We start from the raw sequence: 17,118 nt of genomic DNA, 5'->3' as shown, positions 1-17,118 counted from the left end.
CGTTGTCTGGTCTCTCACCATCCAGGCACAGGCGAGGCCCGCATGCCCCTGAGGGCCACGTACAGGCTTCAGTTCCATCGCGATTTCGGCTTCGCCGCGGCGGCGGAGATCGTCCCCTATCTCGCCGATCTCGGCGTCAGCCACGTCTATGCCTCGCCCATCCTGCTGGCGCGGGCGGGCAGCGCCCACGGCTACGACATCGTCGACCACAACCGGCTGAACCCGGAGCTGGGCAGCGAGGCCGAGTTCGAGGCCTTCGGCGCCGCGCTCCGGCAATACGGCCTCGGGCTGATCCTCGATTTCGTGCCGAACCACATGGGCGTCGGCGCCGACAACCCGTTCTGGCGCGACGTGCTGGAATGGGGCGAGAGCTCGGACTACGCCGGCTGGTTCGACATCGACTGGCAGCCGGATACGCCGGGGCTCGCCGGCAAGGTGCTGGTGGCGGTGCTGGGCGAGCAGTATGGCGCGGCGCTCGCCGGCGGCCACCTCGCCCTCGGCTATGACCCCGCCCGCGGCGGCTTCGACGTCACCGCCTATGACAGCCACGTGCTGCCGGTCCATCCGGCCCTCTACGGCGAGGTGCTCGGCCGCCGCCACCGGGTGCTCGAGCGGCTCGGCGACGCCTTCGCCCATCTCGCCGCCTTCCGGCCGCACGAGAAGGACCGGGCGCGGGACCTGAAGGAAAGGCTGCGCGGCGAGGTGGAGGGCTCGGACGCCGTGCGGCGGGCGCTGGACGAGGCGCTGGCACGCTTCCACGGCACGCCGGGGGACCAGGCCTCTTGGGCCCGGCTCGACCGGCTGATCGCGCAGCAGCGCTGGCGCATCGCCTTCTTCCGCGTGGCGGCGGACGACATCAACTACCGCCGCTTCTTCAACGTCAACGAACTCACCGGCCTCAGGATGGAGCAGCCGGCGGTGTTCGACCATGCCCACGGCTTCGTCTTCCAGCTCATCGCCGACGGGGTGCTGGACGGCCTCAGGATCGACCATATCGACGGGCTCTACGACCCCAAGGCCTATTGCCTGCGCGTGCGCGCCAAGTCGCCGCGGCCGATCACCCTGCACGTGGAGAAGATCCTCGGGCCCCACGAGGCGCTGCGCGAGGACTGGCTCGCCGACGGCACCACCGGCTACGAGACGACCAACCTCCTCACCGGCCTTTTGACCGATCCGAAGGGCGAGGCGGCGCTGACCCAGTTCTACCGCCGCTTCACCGGCGACCGGCGGCCCTTCGCCCGCATCGCCCGCGAGGCCAAGCTCACCTGCATCGACAACGAGTTCGCCAGCGAACTCTCCGCGCTGGCCTCGGCCGCGGCGCGGATCGCCCAGTCGAACCCGCTGAGCGCCGATTTCACCCGCCACGGGCTGAGGCGGGCGCTGCGCGAGATCATCGCCTCGTTCCGCGTCTACCGGACCTATATCGACGAGGAGGGCGCGACCACCGCCGACCGGGAGGAGATCCTGCGGGCGGTGGCGGAGGCGCGGATCGCCAACGGCGACATCGACGCCTCGGTCTACGACTTCCTGGCATCGCTCCTCACCACCGACATCGTCGACGAGCCGGGCAGCGGCTACAGCCGGCAGGAGGTGGTGGTCTTCGCCATGCGCTTCCAGCAGGTGACCGGCCCGGTCATGGCCAAGGGCGTCGAGGACACGGCCTTCTACCGCTACATGCGCTTCATCGCCGCCAACGAGGTGGGCGGCGAGCCCGGCCGCCTCGGGGTGGCGGCCTCGGCCTTCCACGAGGCCAACAGACGCCGGCAAAAGGACGCGCCGCTGACGCTGCTCACCACCTCCACCCACGACACCAAGCGGGGCGAGGACCTCAGGGCGCGGCTCGCCGTGCTGGCCAGCATGCCGCCCGCCTATGTGGCGGCGGTCGAGCGCTGGACCGAGCGCCTGTCGCAGGCCTTCGCCGACCGCGAGACGACGCCCGACCCGGCCGACCTCCTGCTCCTGTTCCAGACCCTGATCGGTCTCTGGCCGCAGGATGGCGATGGCGGCGACGCCGAGACGCTGCGGGAGCGCGTGCGCGCCGCCATGGAGAAATCGGTGCGGGAGGCGAAGCTCAACACCGGCTGGGCCGCGCCGAACGCCACCTACGAGGCGGCGCTGATGGAGGTGGTCGACGCGCTCTTCGCCGATGCGGGCTTCACCGAGGACCTCTCCGCCTTCGTCGCGGACTTGGCGCCGGCGGGCGCCGCCAACAGCCTGACGCAGGCGGTGCTGAAACTGACCATTCCCGGCGCACCCGACATCTATCAGGGGGCGGAATCCTGGGATTTCAGCCTGGTCGATCCCGACAATCGCCGGCCTGTCGATTTCGCCCGGCGCCGCGAGGCTCTGAGCCAGGCCACCGCCAGCCGCGACCGGGCGCTGACGGCGGAGGACGTGCTCTCCGGCTTCGCCAAGACCGCCGCGGTCCAGCGCCTGCTCGGGCTGCGCCGCGACAGGCCGGCGCTCTTCGCCGCCCCCTACGAGGCTCTCGCCACCGAAGACGATTCCCTCGTCGCCTTCATGCGCGGCGAGCGGACCGAGCGGCTCATCGTGGTGGCGCACCGCTTTCCCGGCGGCGCGCCACCGCAAGGCACGGTCGCCCTGCCGGAAGGGCGCTATCACGACGTGCTGCGCCGACGCGACATCGCCGCCCCCGCGGGCGGCCTTCCCATCGGGGAGATCCTGACGGCGCTGCCGGTGGCGGTGCTCGTCGCCGGCGCGGGAGCCAAGGCATGACGCGGCGTTTCGGTCCCGCGGTGACGCCCGGGGGCACGCTGTTCCGGCTCTGGGCGCCGAAGGCGGAGGTGATCGGGCTGGAGGTGGACGGGGCGGACGCCGGGCCGATGACCCGCACGGCGGACGGCTGGCACAGGCTCCAGCATCCCGCCGGCCCCGGCAGCCGCTACCGCTTCGTCCTGCCGGACGGATTGAAGGTGCCGGACCCGGCCAGCCGCTTCCAGCCGGAGGGCGTGCACGGGCCGAGCGAGGTCGTGGCGCCCCTGCCGCCCCCGGCGACGGCCTGGTGCGGCCGGCCATGGGAAGAGGTGGTGCTCTATGAGCTCCACGTCGGCACCTTCACGCCGGAAGGCACGTTCCGCGCGGCGATGGGCCGCCTGCCGCATCTGGCGGACCTCGGCGTCACCGCCATCGAGATCATGCCGGTGGCGGCCTTTCCGGGCGACCGGAACTGGGGTTACGACGGGGTGCTGCCCTTCGCGCCGGCGGCGAGCTACGGCCGGCCGGAGGATCTGCGGGCCCTGGTGGACGCGGCCCACGACCTCGGCATCGCGGTTCTGCTGGACGTCGTCTACAACCACTTCGGACCGGAGGGGAACTATCTGCCCCTCTACGCGCCGCTCTTCAACGAGGCCCACGAGACGCCGTGGGGCGCGGCGGTCAATTTCGACGCCGAAGGACGCGACGAGGTGCGCGCCTTCGCGGTGGAGAACGCGCTGTTCTGGCTGGAAGACTACGGCTTCGACGGCCTGCGGCTCGACGCGGTGCACGAGATCCGCGACGACAGCCCCAACCATATCCTCGCCGAGATCGCCGCCGCGGCGGCCCGGCTGCCGGCCACGCGGCCGCTGCACCTGATCGTCGAGAACGAGGACAACGAACCGGCCTGGCTTCGCCGCGACTATCGGGCCCAGTGGAACGACGACCTCCATCACGGCCTGCACGTGGCGGTGACCGGCGAGGACGAGGGCTATTACAGCGACTATGCGGGCCGTTCGGACCGGCTGGCACGCGCTCTGGCGGAGGGCTTCGCCTTCCAGGGCGAGACCATGCCCTATCGCGGCTCGGCGCGCGGCGCGCCCTGCCGCGACCTGTCGCCGACCGCCTTCGTCGCCTTCCTGCAGAACCACGACCAGGTCGGCAACCGCGCCTTCGGCGACCGCATCGCCCACGGTGCGGACCCCGCGGCGGTGCGCGCCGCCACCGCGGCCTTCCTCCTCTGCCCGCAGATCCCGATGCTGTTCCAGGGCGAGGAATGGGGGACGAGCGCGCCGTTCCAGTTCTTCTGCGACCTCGGCGACGACCTGAAGGACGCGGTGCGGGACGGCCGGCGCGCCGAATTCCGGCGGTTCTCCGCCTTCGCCGACCCGGAGCGCCGCGCCGCCATTCCGGACCCCACGGCGCGGGAGACCTTCCTCGCCTCGAAGCTGGACTGGGCGGAGCTCCAGCGGCCGCCCCATGCGGAGACGCTCGCCTGGTATCGCGGCATCCTCGCGGCGCGGCGCGAGCGGGTCGTGCCGCTGCTTCAGGACATGGGCGCTGGCGACGGGGAGGTGACCGAGAGCGGCGCCGTCGCGGTCACCTGGCCAAGCGGGCAGAGCCGCCTGTCGCTGCTTCTCAACCTGTCGGCGCAAGATCGTCCGCACCCCGCCGCGCCGGCCGGCGACGTGCTGTGGTCGGAAGGACCGGGTTGGTCGGAGGGGCGGCTCGGCCCCTGGACGGCGCTATGGAACATCGCGCGGGCGTGACCCGCGCCGCTGCTGCAGGAGCCGGATGCGGCGGCCGGCGGCGGCATCGTCGAGGAGGCTCGCGGCCGGTCCCGGCAAGCGGTGACGCCAGTTCGGCTTCTCCGCCGTGGTGCCGGGCACGTTCGGCTGCACGTCGAGGCCGAGCAGGTCCTCCACCGCGATGACGGCGAGCGCCGAGGGTGTCTCCGCCACATAGGCGATGGCGGCGTCGACCGCCGCCTCGGGCTCCTCAGGAGCCGGGCGCGGCCCCGTTACAAGTCCCGCCTCCTCGGCCGATCCCCAGAACAGGCCGCGGTCCCAGGCGCGGCGCTCCTGGGCGGCCAGGTCGTCCGCCGCGAGGTCGGCGCCGCGCCACCAGCCGGCCGTGGCGATCATGTCGTGGGTAGAGGTCATGGCGACGGCGTCGCTGTCCCAGTTGGAGGGATGGCGGTGGCCGTGGTCGTCGCGCTCGAAACGCAGCACGCGCATGCCGGCGACCCCCTCGGCCTGGAGCTTCTCGCGATAGCCGTGAGGCAGCGTGCCGAGGTCCTCGCCGATGACCACGGCGTCGTGGCGGGAGGCCTCGAGGGCGGTGAGGCAGAAGAGGTCCTCCGAAGGCATGGCGAGATAGGCGCCTTCGGTGGCGGAGGCGCCTTCCGGCACCATCCACAACCGCGCGAAGCCCATCACGTGGTCGATGCGCAGGCCCCCGGCATGGGCGAGGCTCGCCCTCAGCATGGCGATGAAGCCGGCATAGCCGCTGCGGGCGAGGCCGAGCGGCGAGAAGGTCGTCAGTCCCCAGTTCTGACCCTCTGCGGCGTAGTAGTCCGGCGGCGCGCCGATGCCGAGCCCGGTGAGCATGTCGGACGGGCGGCTCCAGCACTGGCTGCCGGCGCTCTCCACGCCGATGGCGAGATCGGCGATGATGCCGATGCGCATGCCGGCGTCGCGGCAGCAGGCCTGCGCCGCCGCCTGCGACCGCTCGGCCAGCCACTGGGCGAAGATCTGCCGGTCGACGGCCTCCGCGTTCTCGCTGCGGAAGGCCGCGACGGCGGGAGACGACGCCTCGCGGAGGCCGTCGGGCCATCCGTTCCAGTGCCAGCGGCCGGACTCCTCGCGCAGCAGGCCCTCATGCAGCACCTCGAAGGTGGCGTGGTCGATCAGGGCTTGCGGCGCCGCGGCGCGATAGGCGGCGAAATCGGCGGCGAGCCCGTCGCCCGAGGCGAGGAGCCTCCGATGCAGCGCCGCGAGGAGCGCGCGGCGGGCGGGCGTCGCGGCCTCCCAGTGCACGGTCGGCGCCCGTTCGAGCGCCGCCATGTCGGCGTCGAGGCCGGCGGCGGCGATCGCCGCGGAGACCGCCGCCTCGCCGAGGACGAGGACCGGATCGGCGTGCAGCGGGTTGGCGAAGAGGCGCGTCGAGGGCGAATAGGGGCTGAAATGGCCCGGCGCCGCGCCGAACAGGGCGTGGGTCGGGCTGACGGCGATCGCGTCCGCGCCGCGCTCACCCGCCACGGCGCCGAGAGCCGCGACGCCGCCGAAATTGCCGATGCCGCCGTCGTGGCGCGACCGCAGGGAGTAGATCTGCGAGGCCAGGGCCCAGCCGCGTCCGCCGAGCCGCTCCGTGATGGTGGGGCTTCGCTGCGGCGCCACGGCGAGTGTGGCCGTGCGGCCGGCCTGGTGCAGCCGGTAGTAGCCGGGCCTGTCGGGCGCCACGAACGAGAGCCCCGTGCCGTCGCCGGACGACTGCACGGCGGAGCCGGCCCCGTCCCCGTCCTCCAGTTCCAGCGCGCCTTCGGCAAAGCCAGCCGCCGCGAGGTCCACCCGCCGGCCGGCACGGGCGGTGAGCAGGGGACGATCCGCCTCAGGCGAGCCGGCGGCGCCGGGGACCGCGTCCTCCGGCCCGACGTCCATGGCGGCGAGAATGGCGCGCAACGTCTCGGGCGAGACGATCCGGGTCTCGCCGCGCTGGTCGCGCCAGTCGAGCGCGATGCCGGAGCGCCGGGCCAGTTCCCTGAGGGCCTCGTCGTGCATGTCAGCCGCGTCCTTCGGGCGCGAGGATCAGGATGCCGAGCGGCGGCAGGGTGAGGCTCAGGGAACAGGCTTCGCCGTGCGAAGGCTCGGGGTCGGCCTCGACGCCTCCGCCGTTGCCGAGGCCGGAGCCGCCGTAGATCGCCGCGTCGCTGTTGACGAGCTCGCGCCAGAGGCCGGGCCGCGGCACGCCGACCCGATAGCCGAGTCGCGGCACGGGCGTCATGTTGGCGATGACGAGCACCTCGTCGGTGCCGTCGCTGCGGAAGAAGGCGAAGACCTGGTTGTCGCGGTCGTCGGCGATGATCCAGCGGAAGCCGTCCGGCTCGCGGTCGCGCCGGTGGAGGGCGGGGGTGTCGCGATAGACGCGGTTGAGGTCGCCGATGAGCCGCATCACGCCGCGCGGCAGCACGGCGTCCTCCGCCGGCCAGGGGAAGGGCGCATCGGCGTTCCACTCGGCCTCGGCACCGAACTCGCAGCCCATGAAGAGCAGCTTCTTGCCGGGATGGGCCCACATCCAGCCGAGGAAGAGCCTCAGGTTGGCAAAGCGCTGCCAGTCGTCGCCGGGCATGCGGGCGATGAGCGAGCCTTTCCCGTGCACGACCTCGTCATGGGAGATCGGCAGGACGTAATGCTCGGAATGGGCATAAACGAGGCCGAAGGTGAGGTCGTTCGGGTGGTGGTGCCGGTGGATCGGGTCACGCCCGAAATAGCGCAGCGTGTCGTGCATCCAGCCCATGTTCCACTTGAAATGGAAGCCGAGCCCGCCCTCGTCCGTCGGCGCGGTGACGCCGGGCCAGGCGGTGGATTCCTCGGCGATCACGACGGCGCCGTTGCCTTCGGCATCGACGAGGTCGTTGAGCTCGCGCAGGAAGGAGACGGCCTCGAGATTCTCGCGGCCGCCATGGACGTTGGGAATCCATTCGCCCGGCTGGCGGCTGTAGTCGCGGTAGAGCATGGAAGCGACGGCGTCGACGCGCAGGCCGTCGAGGTGGAAGGTGCGGATCCACCAGAGCGCCGAGGCCATGAGGAAGCCGCGGACCTCGCGGCGCCCCAGGTTGTAGATCATCGTGTTCCAGTCGGGGTGATAGCCCTCGCGCGGGTCCTCGTGCTCGTAGAGCGCCGTGCCGTCGAAGCGGGCGAGGCCGTGCTCGTCGCCGGGAAAGTGCGCCGGCACCCAGTCGAGGATGACGCCGATGCCGGCAGCGTGGCAGCGGTCGACGAACCGCGCCAGGTCGGCCGGATCGCCGAGCCGTGCGGTGGGGGCGAAGAGCGACAGCGGCTGATAGCCCCATGAGCCGCCGAACGGATATTCGGCGATCGGCATCAGCTCGACATGGGTGAAGCCGAGATGCTGGAGATAGGGGATCAGCCGATCGGCGGCCTCGGCCCAGCTTCCCTCGTGGCCCTCGTGGCTGCGCAGCCAGGACCCGAGGTGAACCTCGTAGATCGCCATCGGGCGGCGGCTGTCGTCGCGCTCGGCGCGGGCGGCCATCCACTCGCCGTCGGTCCAGGCGAAGCGCGGCGGCGGGGCGACGACGGAGGCGGTGCGGGGCGGCGTCTCGGTGCGCCGCGCCAGCGGGTCGGCCTTCCAGGGCAGGCGCTCGCCGGAGGGGCCGGTGATGGCGAACTTGTAGGTCGCGCCCGGCGCGAGGCCGGGGATGAACAGCTCCCAGACGCCCGCCTCCCATCGCCGGCGCATGGGGTGACGGGCCGGGTTCCAGCCGTTGAAGTCGCCGACCACCGAGACGGCGCGGGCATTGGGGGCCCAGACGGCGAAGGCGACGCCCTCGTGGCCGGCATGGCGGCAGGGCACGGCGCCTATGCGCTGGGCGAGGTCGCGGTGGCGGCCCTCGGCGAACCAGTGGAGGTCGTCGCTGGAGAGCAGGGCCGGCAGGCCGTAGGGATCGACGGTGCGCTGCACGGCGCCGGCCCAGTGGACCACGAGGCGATAGTCGATGGGCTCGGCGAGGAGGGCCTCGAAAAAACCCGGCGACGTTTCCGTGAGCGGTGTCGTGGGACCACCGCCGGCGGGCTCCACTTCCGCATAATAGGCGCCGGGCAGCGCGGCGCGGATGCGCAGGCCCGTTCCCTCCCGGTGGGGGCCGAGGACGGAGAAGGGGTCGCCGTGGGTGCCGGCGAGGAGGGCGGAGACCACGCCCGCCGGCAGGCTCGAGCCGGGAGCGGCGACGGTCTCGCTGGCGCGCGGGGTGGAGCGGCGGATCACCACGGCGCGATCCCCCACCGAGGAAACCCGGCACGGCGGGGCGCATTGTTGAACGGGAGCCGCACGGCCGCCTTCGGGGGCGGCGCGGCGAGATGGAAAAGGAGGCGGCGGATGTCGCGCATGATGATCGAGAAGCGAGCCTATGAGATCTGGGAAGCGGAGGGCCGACCGACCGGTCGGGCCGAGGCCCATTGGCAGGCCGCCGAACGGGAAGTGACGGCGACGCCGCCGGCGTCCACTGCCGACAGGGGGAGCGAAACGGCCCTTGAGAGGGGAACCGCCGTCCTCGGGAAGCCCGCCGCCAAGGTCCGGGCTCCGCGCGGCGCCGCGGCGCCGTCACAGGCGGCCGACGGCAAGACTCCCGCCGCGGCGCCCCGGAAGGCACCGGGACGGCGCAAGCGCGAGGAGCCGTGAACCGGGACCGCCAAGGGGGATCAGACCTCCAGCGCGCGTGAGTAGATGGTGGCGTAGCGGGCCGTCGCACCGGTCCAGTCGAAGCGCTTGGCGATGGCGTTGCGGCGCATGGCGATGAGGTCGGCGCGACGACGATAGGCGCCCAGCGCCCGGTTCACCGCGCCGCCGAGGCTGGACGAGGACAGGCTCGAGAAGAGGAAGCCCGAGCGGCCGTCGTCGATGGTGTCGGCGAGGCCGCCGGTGCGGTAGGCGATGGGCAGGCTGCCGGCGCGCTGCGCATACATCTGGCTGAGGCCGCAGGGCTCGAAGCGGGAGGGCATGAGCAGGAAGTCGCTGCCGGCGAAGACCTGCCGCGCCTCCTCGTCGTCGAAGCCGATATGGACGCCCACGGCGTCCGGATGGCGCTCGCCGAGCCGCTCCACCGCCTCCTCGAGCTCGGGCTCGCCGCGACCGGTGACGACGAGCTGGCCGCCGCCGGCGATGATCGTCTCGGCCGCCTCCACCGCGAGGTCGACGCCCTTCTGGTGGACGAGGCGGGAGATGACCGCGAAGAGCGGGCCCTTCGACGGCGTCAGGCCGAAGATCTTGCGGACCTTGCGGGCGTTGGCGCGCTTCCAGTCGCCGAGCGCACGCGGGTCGAGGGCCTGGTCCGGCGGCATGACCATGCGGTCGTCGATGCCATTGAGGATGCCGGTGAGTTCGCCGGCGGCGTAGCGACGGCGCAGCATGCCGTCGAGGCCGCAGCCGTGCTCCGGCGAGGTGATCTCGCGGGCGTAGGTCTCGCTGACCGTGGTGATGTGGGTCGAGAAGGCGATGCCGGCCTTGAGGAAGGAGAGCTGGCCGTAGAACTCGGCGCCCTCCACGGTGAAGGCGGAGTCGGGGATGCCGAGCGCCTGCAGACGGTCGGCGCCGTAGAGACCCTGATAGGCGAGATTGTGGATGGTGAGGATGGAGGCGGGCTTGTCCCGGCCGGGGCGCGTGGCGAGATAGAGCGGGGCGAGAGCCGCCGGCCAGTCGTGGGCGTGGAGGATGTCGGCCTTCCAGTTGGGGTCGGCCTCGCCCGCCGCGACCTCGGCGGCGGCCAAAGACAGGCGCGCGAAACGCACGTCGTTGTCGGCGAAGTCGCCGGCGCCGAAGGGGCCGTAGGGGGAGCCGGCCCGGTCGTAGAGCTCGTCGCAGAGGACGACATAGACGATGAGACCGTCAGGCCGTGTCAGCCGTCCCAGCGACCAGGCGGGAAGGCCGGCGAAGCCGGGCATGGACCTGACGACGTCGATGTGCCCGCCCTTGCGGCGCACCTCTCGGTAGCCGGGCATGAGCACGCGGACGTCGCAGAGGCGGGTGAGCTGGCGCGGCAGGGAGGCGGAAACCTCGCCAAGACCGCCGGCCTTGATGAAGTCGCCCATTTCGGGGGTGACGAAGAGAACGTTCGGCCGCCGGCCGCCGAGGGCGGGAGGTGCCTCGACGCGCTCCTCCGGCGAGGCGAGAGCCTCGGGAAGGAGCGTCGGGCCGTCGGTAGTCAGAGGCTCTTCAGAAGGGCGCTCGAAGACCTGCATGGCACGCTCGCGGGATCTACGGGGGACGTCATGGCTACAACGACAGGGCGAGTGACGAAGTTCCTATTGCACCGCAAAAAAGATGGGGCCCTCCCCGGCGCCCGCGGGAACCCCCTCGGGACCGTCGCGTTGCTGGCCAGAACGTGCAGATCGCCTGCGCGCGAGAGTTTCAAGAACCCCCATGACAGCCATGCGAATGATGCCGGGCGTGCCCCATGATCTCGGCGCGACCTTCGACGGCGACGGCGTCAATTTCGCGCTGTTTTCGGCCCATGCCGAGCGCGTCGAACTCTGCCTGTTCGACGACGGCGGCCACACCGAGACCGCCCGCCTGACCCTGCCGGAATATACCGACGAGGTCTGGCACGGCTATGTGCCGGGGCTGAAGCCGGGGCAGCTCTACGGCTACCGCGTGCACGGCCCGTTCCGCCCGGAGGACGGCCACCGCTTCAACCCGAACAAGCTCCTCATCGATCCCTATGCCCGCGAACTGCACGGCACCATCGCCTGGGACCCCGCCGTCTACGGGTACGTCCTGGGGACGGAAGAGGACGCCGACCTCACCCTCGACGAGCAGGACAGCGCGCCCTTCATGCCGAAGGGCGTGGTGAGCGACTTCGGCCTCGACGCCCGCCGGCCGGCGGCGCCGCGCGTGCCGTGGGACCGCACGGTATTCTACGAAGCCCATGCCGCCGGCCTGACGAAGCTGCATCCGTCCGTCCCGGAAGAGCTGCGCGGCACCTTCGACGGTCTGGGGCAGCGGGCGATCATCGACCACGTGAAGAGCCTCGGCGTCACCTCGGTGGAGCTCCTGCCGATCCACGCCTTCGCCGACGACCACCGGCTGGAGGACCTCGGCCTCAGGAACTACTGGGGCTACAACTCCATCGCCTTCTTCGCGCCGATGGGCCGCTATCTCGGCCGGAACGGTCTCGCATCCTTCCGCGACATGGTGCGCGCCTATCACGACGCCGGCCTCGAGGTGATCCTCGACGTGGTCTACAACCACACCGCCGAGGGCAACGAGCGCGGCGCGACCCTGTCGTTCCGCGGCATCGACAATTTCTCCTACTACCGGACGATGCCGGACGCCCACCGCTACTACATCAACGACACCGGCACCGGGAACACGGTCAACACCAGCCACCCCCGCGTGCTGCAGCTCGTGCTGGATTCGTTGCGCTACTGGGTGGAGGTGATGGAGGTGGACGGCTTCCGCTTCGACCTCGGCACCATCCTCGGCCGCGAGCCGCACGGCTTCGATCCGCGCGGCGGCTTCTTCGACGCCATCGGCCAGGACCCGGTGCTACGCAAGGTGAAGCTCGTCGGCGAGCCCTGGGACATCGGGCCGGGCGGTTATCAGGTGGGCAGTTTCCCGCCGGGCTGGGCGGAGTGGAACGACAAGTACCGCGACACGATCCGCGGCTTCTGGAAGGGCGAGAACGGCCTGCTGCGCGACATGGCCGCCCGCGTCACCGGTTCCGGCGACATCTACGACCAGCGCGGCCGCCGGCCCTGGGCGGGCGTCAATTTCGTCACCGCCCATGACGGCTTCACTCTCGCCGACCTCGCCGCCTACGAGGAGCGCCACAACGAGGCCAACGGCGAGGACAATCGCGACGGCCACGGCCACAACCTGTCGATCAATTTCGGCGCGGAGGGACCGACCGACGACGAGGAGATCCTCGGCCTGCGCCGCCGCCACACGCGCAACCTGATGGCGACCCTCCTCCTCTCGCACGGCACGCCGATGCTGCTGGCGGGCGACGAGTTCGGCAATTCGCAGGAGGGCAACAACAACGCCTATTGCCAGGACAATCCGATCGGCTGGCTCAACTGGGACGAGATCGGCGAGGAGGGCGAGGCGATGACCCGCTTCGTGCAGGACCTCACCCGGCTGCGCGCCGGGAACGCCATCTTCCGCCGCGCCGGCTTCCGCGAGGAGGTGGTGCTGCGCTGGCTCAATCCCGCCGGCGGCGACCAGGAGGAGGAGCACTGGGACGACGACCTCGCCCGCGCCATCGCGCTGTTCATGGTCTGCCCGGAGGCGACCGAGGGGTTCAGCGAGGCGCTGGTGCTGTTCAACGCCTCCGAGAACGGCGTCTCCTTCACCCTGCCGGAGCGGGAGGAGGGGCGGGCGTGGAGCGTGCAGGTGCGCACCGAAGCCGAGGGCGGCGATCCCGTCGAGGGCGCGGTGATCCTCGGCCCCCGCTCGCTGATGGTGCTCGCCTGAGCCGGCTCAGCCGCGCCAGTCGGCTGGGGGCAGGTTCCAGATGGTGCGGGCGTAGTCGCGGATGGAGCGGTCGGCGCTGAAATAGCCGCAGCCCGCGATGTTGGCGGCGGCCATGCCCTGCCAGGCGCCGGCGTCCCGCCAGAGCCCGTCGACCCGGCGCTGCGCCGCCTCGTAGGCGGCGAAATCGGCGAGGATCATGAAGGTGTCGTCGCGCTTCAGCGCGTCGACGAGGGGCCGGTAGCGGTCCGGCTCGCCGGGGGAGAAGGCACCGGAAGCGACCGCATCGAGCACGTCGGCGAGGCGGGATTGCCCGCTCAGGATCTCCTCGCTCCGGCGTGGCGCCCGCCGCTCCGCCGCGACCTCCTCGGCCGTCATGCCGAAGATGACGATGTTGCCCTCCCCCACCCGCTCGGCGATCTCGATATTGGCCCCGTCCAGCGTGCCGATGGTGAGGGCGCCGTTCAGCGCGAACTTCATGTTGCCGGTGCCCGAGGCCTCCATGCCGGCGGTGGAGATCTGCTCGGAGAGGTCGGCGGCGGGGATGATCAGCTCGGCGAGGGTGACGTTGTAGTTCGGCAGGAAGGCGACCTTCAGCCGGTCGCGCGTCACCGGGTCGTGGTTGATGACGGAGGCGACGTCGTTGATCAGCCGGATGATCGTCTTGGCGGTCACGTAGCTGGAGGCCGCCTTGCCGGCGAAGAGCTTCAGCCGCGGGGGGATGTCGCGCCAGGGCTCGGCGCGCAGCGTGTCGTAGAGGGCGATGGTCTCCAGGATGTTGAGGAGCTGGCGCTTGTATTCGTGGATGCGCTTGATCTGGACGTCGAAGAGCCAGCGCGGATCCACGGCGAGGCCGAGCTGGTCCTTCAGCCGGCGGGCGAGCCGCTCCTTGTTGGCATGCTTGATCGCCCCCAGCCGCTCGCGGAACGCGGCGTCGCCGGCCCGGGCGGCGAAGTCCGTGAGGTCGACGGGGTCGTCCAGGCGCTCGCGCCCGCAGGTCTCGGCGATGAGGTCGGCGAGGGCGGGATTGGCGCCGATCAGCCAGCGCCGCGGCGAGACGCCGTTGGTGACGTTGCGGATGCGGCCCGGCGCCATGCGCGCCAGCGGCGCGAAGACCGTCTCCTCCATCAGCCGGGAATGCAGGGCGGAGACGCCGTTGACGCTGTGCGAGCCGACGAAGGCGAGATGGGCCATGCGCACCCGCCGGCCGTGATGCTCGTCGATGAGCGACAGCACCGCGAGGTCGGGATGGCCGGGCGTCTTCGCCGCGGCGTCGAGGAAGACGGCGTTGATGCGGAAGATGATCTGCATGTGGCGCGGCAGCAGCCGCTCCATGAGGGATACCGGCCAGGTCTCCAGCGCCTCGGGCAGGAGCGTGTGGTTGGTGTAGGCGATGCTGCCGCGCGTCACCTCCCAGGCCTCGTTCCAGGCGAGGCCGTGCTCGTCCACCAGCAGGCGCATGAGCTCGGCGACCGCCAGGGCCGGATGGGTGTCGTTGAGCTGGATCGCGGCGCGCCGGTTCAGGGTGCGCAGGTCCTCCCCGTCACGGATGTGGCGGAGGACGAGGTCCCGGAGTGCCGCGGCGGTGAAGAAGTATTCCTGCCGGAGCCGCAGCTCCTGGCCCTCGGGCGTGGAATCGTTCGGGTAGAGCACGCGCGAGATGGCCTCGGCCCGCACGCGTTCCGACACGGCGCCGGCGAGGTCGCCGCGGTTGAAGGCCTCGAGGAAGAGCGGCTCCACGGCGCGGGCGCGGAAGAGGCGCAGGGTCGTCGTCGCATGGCCGCGCCAGCCGACCACCGGCATGTCGTAGCTCACCGCCAGGACGCGTTCGGCCGGAACCCAATGGGCGCCGTCCCCCTCGCCCTCCTCGACCCGGCCGCCGAAGCCGATCTCGTAGGCGCGGTCGCTGCGCTCGAACTCCCAGGGATTGCGGAAGGAGAGCCAGTCCTCGGGCCGCTCCACCTGCTCGCCCCGTTCGATGACCTGGCGGAACAGGCCGTGCTCGTAGCGGATGCCGTAGCCGATGGCCGGCACGCCGAGGCTCGCCATGGATTCCATGTAGCAGGCGGCGAGGCGCCCGAGCCCGCCGTTGCCGAGGGCGGCGTCGGGCTCCAGCGCCTCCAGTGCGTCCAGCGACTGGCCGAACTCGGCGAGCACGTCGCGCAGCGCCTCGCGCAGGCCGAGATTGCCGAGGGAATCGTTCAGCGACCGGCCGATGAGGAATTCGAGCGACAGGTAATAGACGCGCTTGCCGACCGGCGTGGAGGGCGGGCGCCAGGCGTCGACCATGGCGTCGCGCACGGTGAGGATGGCGGCGGTGAGCCAGTCGTGGTCGACGGCATCCTCCGGCGATCGGCCGAGGGAGTAGCGCAGCTTGCCGAGCAGGGTCTGGCGCAGGGCGGCGCGCGATGGCTGCTGGTGCATGACGAACCCTTCTCGCAGGTGGGGGCGATCCCTCGGGACCAGCGACAGGCCTACGCCGCCGGCGCGGGGCGCGGCAACCGGCGCCCGATACCACAAGGGGTCAGCGTCCCCTGAGCCAGGCGAGGACTTCCGGCGCCGCCTGGCGCAGGGTGAGTGCGAGGTGGAGCGCGGTAGTGCGGGCCCAGCCGCGGGCCCGGTAGCGGCGGCTGCTGGTGGTGACGCTCGCCCCCACGGGCCGCACCGGCACGCCGGCGCGGTGGGCGCGCCAGACGAGGAGGTGGTCCTCGCCGCGCGCCACGGCGGGATAGCCGCCGAGCCGGCGGAAGAGCGCGGCGTCGAGGCACAGGGCCTGGTCGCCGAAGGGCAGGCCGAAGAGACGCGAGCGCAGGCGGGCGCCGGCGCCGTTCAGGGCCATGACGGCCGGGCCGTCGAAGATGAGGTCGAAGAAGAGCAGGGCCCCGGGCTCGCGGCGGACGGCGGCGCGCAGGGCCTCGATCGCGCCCTCGGGGAGGCGCGTGTCGGCATGGACGAACCAGAGGACGGCGGCGCGCGCCGCCACGGCGCCGGCATTGAGGGCTTCGGCGCGGCTGCCGCCGCGGGCGAGGATGACCTCCATGTCGTCCGGCAGGCTCGCGATCAGGCCTTCAGGGGGAGGCTCGTCCGCCGCCAGCGGCACGACGACGCTGAAGGCCGGGGGATCGACGGCCGCCGTCCGCCGGTGCTCGACCGCGACGGTCACGCCGGCGCCGCGGCGCCGCAGGCGGCCCCGCCGAGCACGCAGAAGGTGGCGCAGAAGCGGTGGTTGAGCGTCACGGGCCGGGCCGCCTCCTTCAGGGTCGCGCCGAGCTCGAAGGCGGGATCGTAGGCGATGAGCGTGCAGGCGAGGACGGAGGGCCCCGCCGCCCCCTTGCGGCGCACCACCATGCGAGCGGAGGCGCACATGACCTCGTCCGGGCTCTTGTGGAGGATGCCCCAGCAGGCCTCGGTGATCTCCGGCGGATCGGCGTCGGCGCGCATCTCGGGGAAGACGACGAGGCTCACCGGATCGTCCCAGTCGAGGACGATGCCCTCCGCCGCGAGGGTGCGGCGGTAGCCCTCGCGCGAGCCCGCCTCGGCATCGGCGGCGAGGCGCCGTCCGGCGAGCTCCAGCCGGAAGCCGTGGCCGGCGAGGAAGCGCAGGCCGTCCATGGCCTTGGAAAAGGCGCCGGGGCCACGCTCGGCGTCATGGACGGCGGCGCGGTAGTCGTCGAGCGAGACGCGGATGCGCAGTCTGGAGCCATGGGCCTGGCGCAACCGGAGCAGGGCGGCGCGGTGGCGCATCATCGGCCGCATGGCGTTGGTGAGCACGAGGGTCTCGTGGCCCGCCTCCAGCACCGCCTCGAGGATGGCGATGATCTGAGGGTTCATGAAGGGCTCGCCGCCGGTGAGGCCGACCAGCGTCACCGGCAGGCCGTCGCGGCGGATCTCGTCGAGCGAGGCGCGCACGTCGGCGAGGGTCAGATAGGCGAGCGCGTCGTTCTTCGGCGAGCTCTCGATGTAGCAGTTGGCGCAGGTGATGTTGCAGAGCGTGCCGGTGTTGAACCACAGGGTCTCCAGTCGCTTCAGCGCGACCGCGGCGCGGCGTTCGCCCTTGGCTGTGACGGCGGGATGTTCGAACTTGCCGATGGTCCGGCCGCCGGGCTCTCGCATGGTCTGCTGCAACAGGCTTCACTCCCTCGCGGCGTTTCGTCCGCATTCGCATTCCGGCGGCAAGACGTTACACCGGAAGCCGCCGTC

General features: G+C 71.8%; 10 protein-coding genes. 4 read left to right on the top strand and 6 right to left on the bottom strand.

Annotated elements, in window-relative coordinates:
* Positions 1 to 42 precede the first annotated feature (42 nt).
* Both treY and treZ read left to right on the top strand, forming a co-directional pair.
* A complete protein-coding gene (treY, locus tag C6569_RS20590) occupies positions 43 to 2,736 on the top strand; it encodes a malto-oligosyltrehalose synthase (protein WP_106750617.1) in 2,694 nt (897 codons plus the stop codon).
* A complete protein-coding gene (gene treZ / locus C6569_RS20585; RefSeq protein ID WP_106750616.1) occupies positions 2,733 to 4,484 on the top strand; it encodes a malto-oligosyltrehalose trehalohydrolase in 1,752 nt (583 codons plus the stop codon). The genes treY and treZ overlap by 4 nt, the downstream gene beginning before the upstream one ends.
* Here treZ and malQ read toward each other — a convergent pair.
* A complete protein-coding gene (gene malQ / locus C6569_RS20580) occupies positions 4,461 to 6,494 on the bottom strand; it encodes a 4-alpha-glucanotransferase (RefSeq protein ID WP_106750615.1) in 2,034 nt (677 codons plus the stop codon). The two genes, treZ and malQ, sit on opposite strands and share 24 nt — an antisense overlap.
* 1 nt (position 6,495) lies before the next feature.
* Positions 6,496 to 8,721 (bottom strand): 1,4-alpha-glucan branching protein GlgB, encoded by a 2,226-nt coding sequence (gene glgB, locus C6569_RS20575; RefSeq protein WP_425440686.1) that lies wholly within the window; start codon positions 8,719 to 8,721, stop codon positions 6,496 to 6,498.
* A 108-nt stretch (positions 8,722 to 8,829) separates the two neighbouring features.
* On the opposite strand from glgB, the gene C6569_RS20570 reads away from it, so the two are divergent.
* Positions 8,830 to 9,132, top strand: coding sequence for a DUF2934 domain-containing protein (locus C6569_RS20570; RefSeq protein WP_106751172.1), 303 nt, complete (start codon positions 8,830 to 8,832; stop codon positions 9,130 to 9,132).
* Positions 9,133 to 9,152: 20 nt separating this feature from the next.
* Here C6569_RS20570 and glgA read toward each other — a convergent pair whose 3' ends face one another.
* Positions 9,153 to 10,688, bottom strand: coding sequence for a glycogen synthase GlgA (glgA, locus tag C6569_RS20565; protein ID WP_106750613.1), 1,536 nt, complete (start codon positions 10,686 to 10,688; stop codon positions 9,153 to 9,155).
* A 181-nt stretch (positions 10,689 to 10,869) separates the two neighbouring features.
* Between glgA and glgX the strand changes: the two genes are divergently transcribed.
* Entirely contained in the window at positions 10,870 to 12,921 is a 2,052-nt protein-coding gene (glgX, locus tag C6569_RS20560; RefSeq protein WP_106750612.1) for a glycogen debranching protein GlgX, read from the top strand.
* Positions 12,922 to 12,927: 6 nt separating this feature from the next.
* Here the strand turns inward: glgX and C6569_RS20555 are convergent, their stop codons facing one another.
* From C6569_RS20555 to C6569_RS20545, 3 genes are all read right to left on the bottom strand, one after another.
* A complete protein-coding gene (locus C6569_RS20555; RefSeq protein ID WP_106750611.1) occupies positions 12,928 to 15,342 on the bottom strand; it encodes a glycogen/starch/alpha-glucan phosphorylase in 2,415 nt (804 codons plus the stop codon).
* A gap of 100 nt (positions 15,343 to 15,442) precedes the next feature.
* The gene (locus C6569_RS20550; RefSeq protein ID WP_106750610.1) at positions 15,443 to 16,081 is read right to left on the bottom strand and encodes a glycosyl transferase family 2; all 639 of its coding nucleotides are present in this window, start codon (positions 16,079 to 16,081) and stop codon (positions 15,443 to 15,445) included.
* Positions 16,078 to 17,043 (bottom strand): radical SAM protein, encoded by a 966-nt coding sequence (locus C6569_RS20545; RefSeq protein WP_245898179.1) that lies wholly within the window; start codon positions 17,041 to 17,043, stop codon positions 16,078 to 16,080. Before C6569_RS20545 ends, C6569_RS20550 begins: the two co-directional genes overlap by 4 nt.
* Positions 17,044 to 17,118 lie beyond the last annotated feature (75 nt).

This window comes from Phreatobacter cathodiphilus, from assembly GCF_003008515.1.
GTDB classification, from domain to species: domain Bacteria; phylum Pseudomonadota; class Alphaproteobacteria; order Rhizobiales; family Phreatobacteraceae; genus Phreatobacter; species Phreatobacter cathodiphilus.
This window is presented reverse-complemented; position numbering and strand designations above follow the sequence as displayed.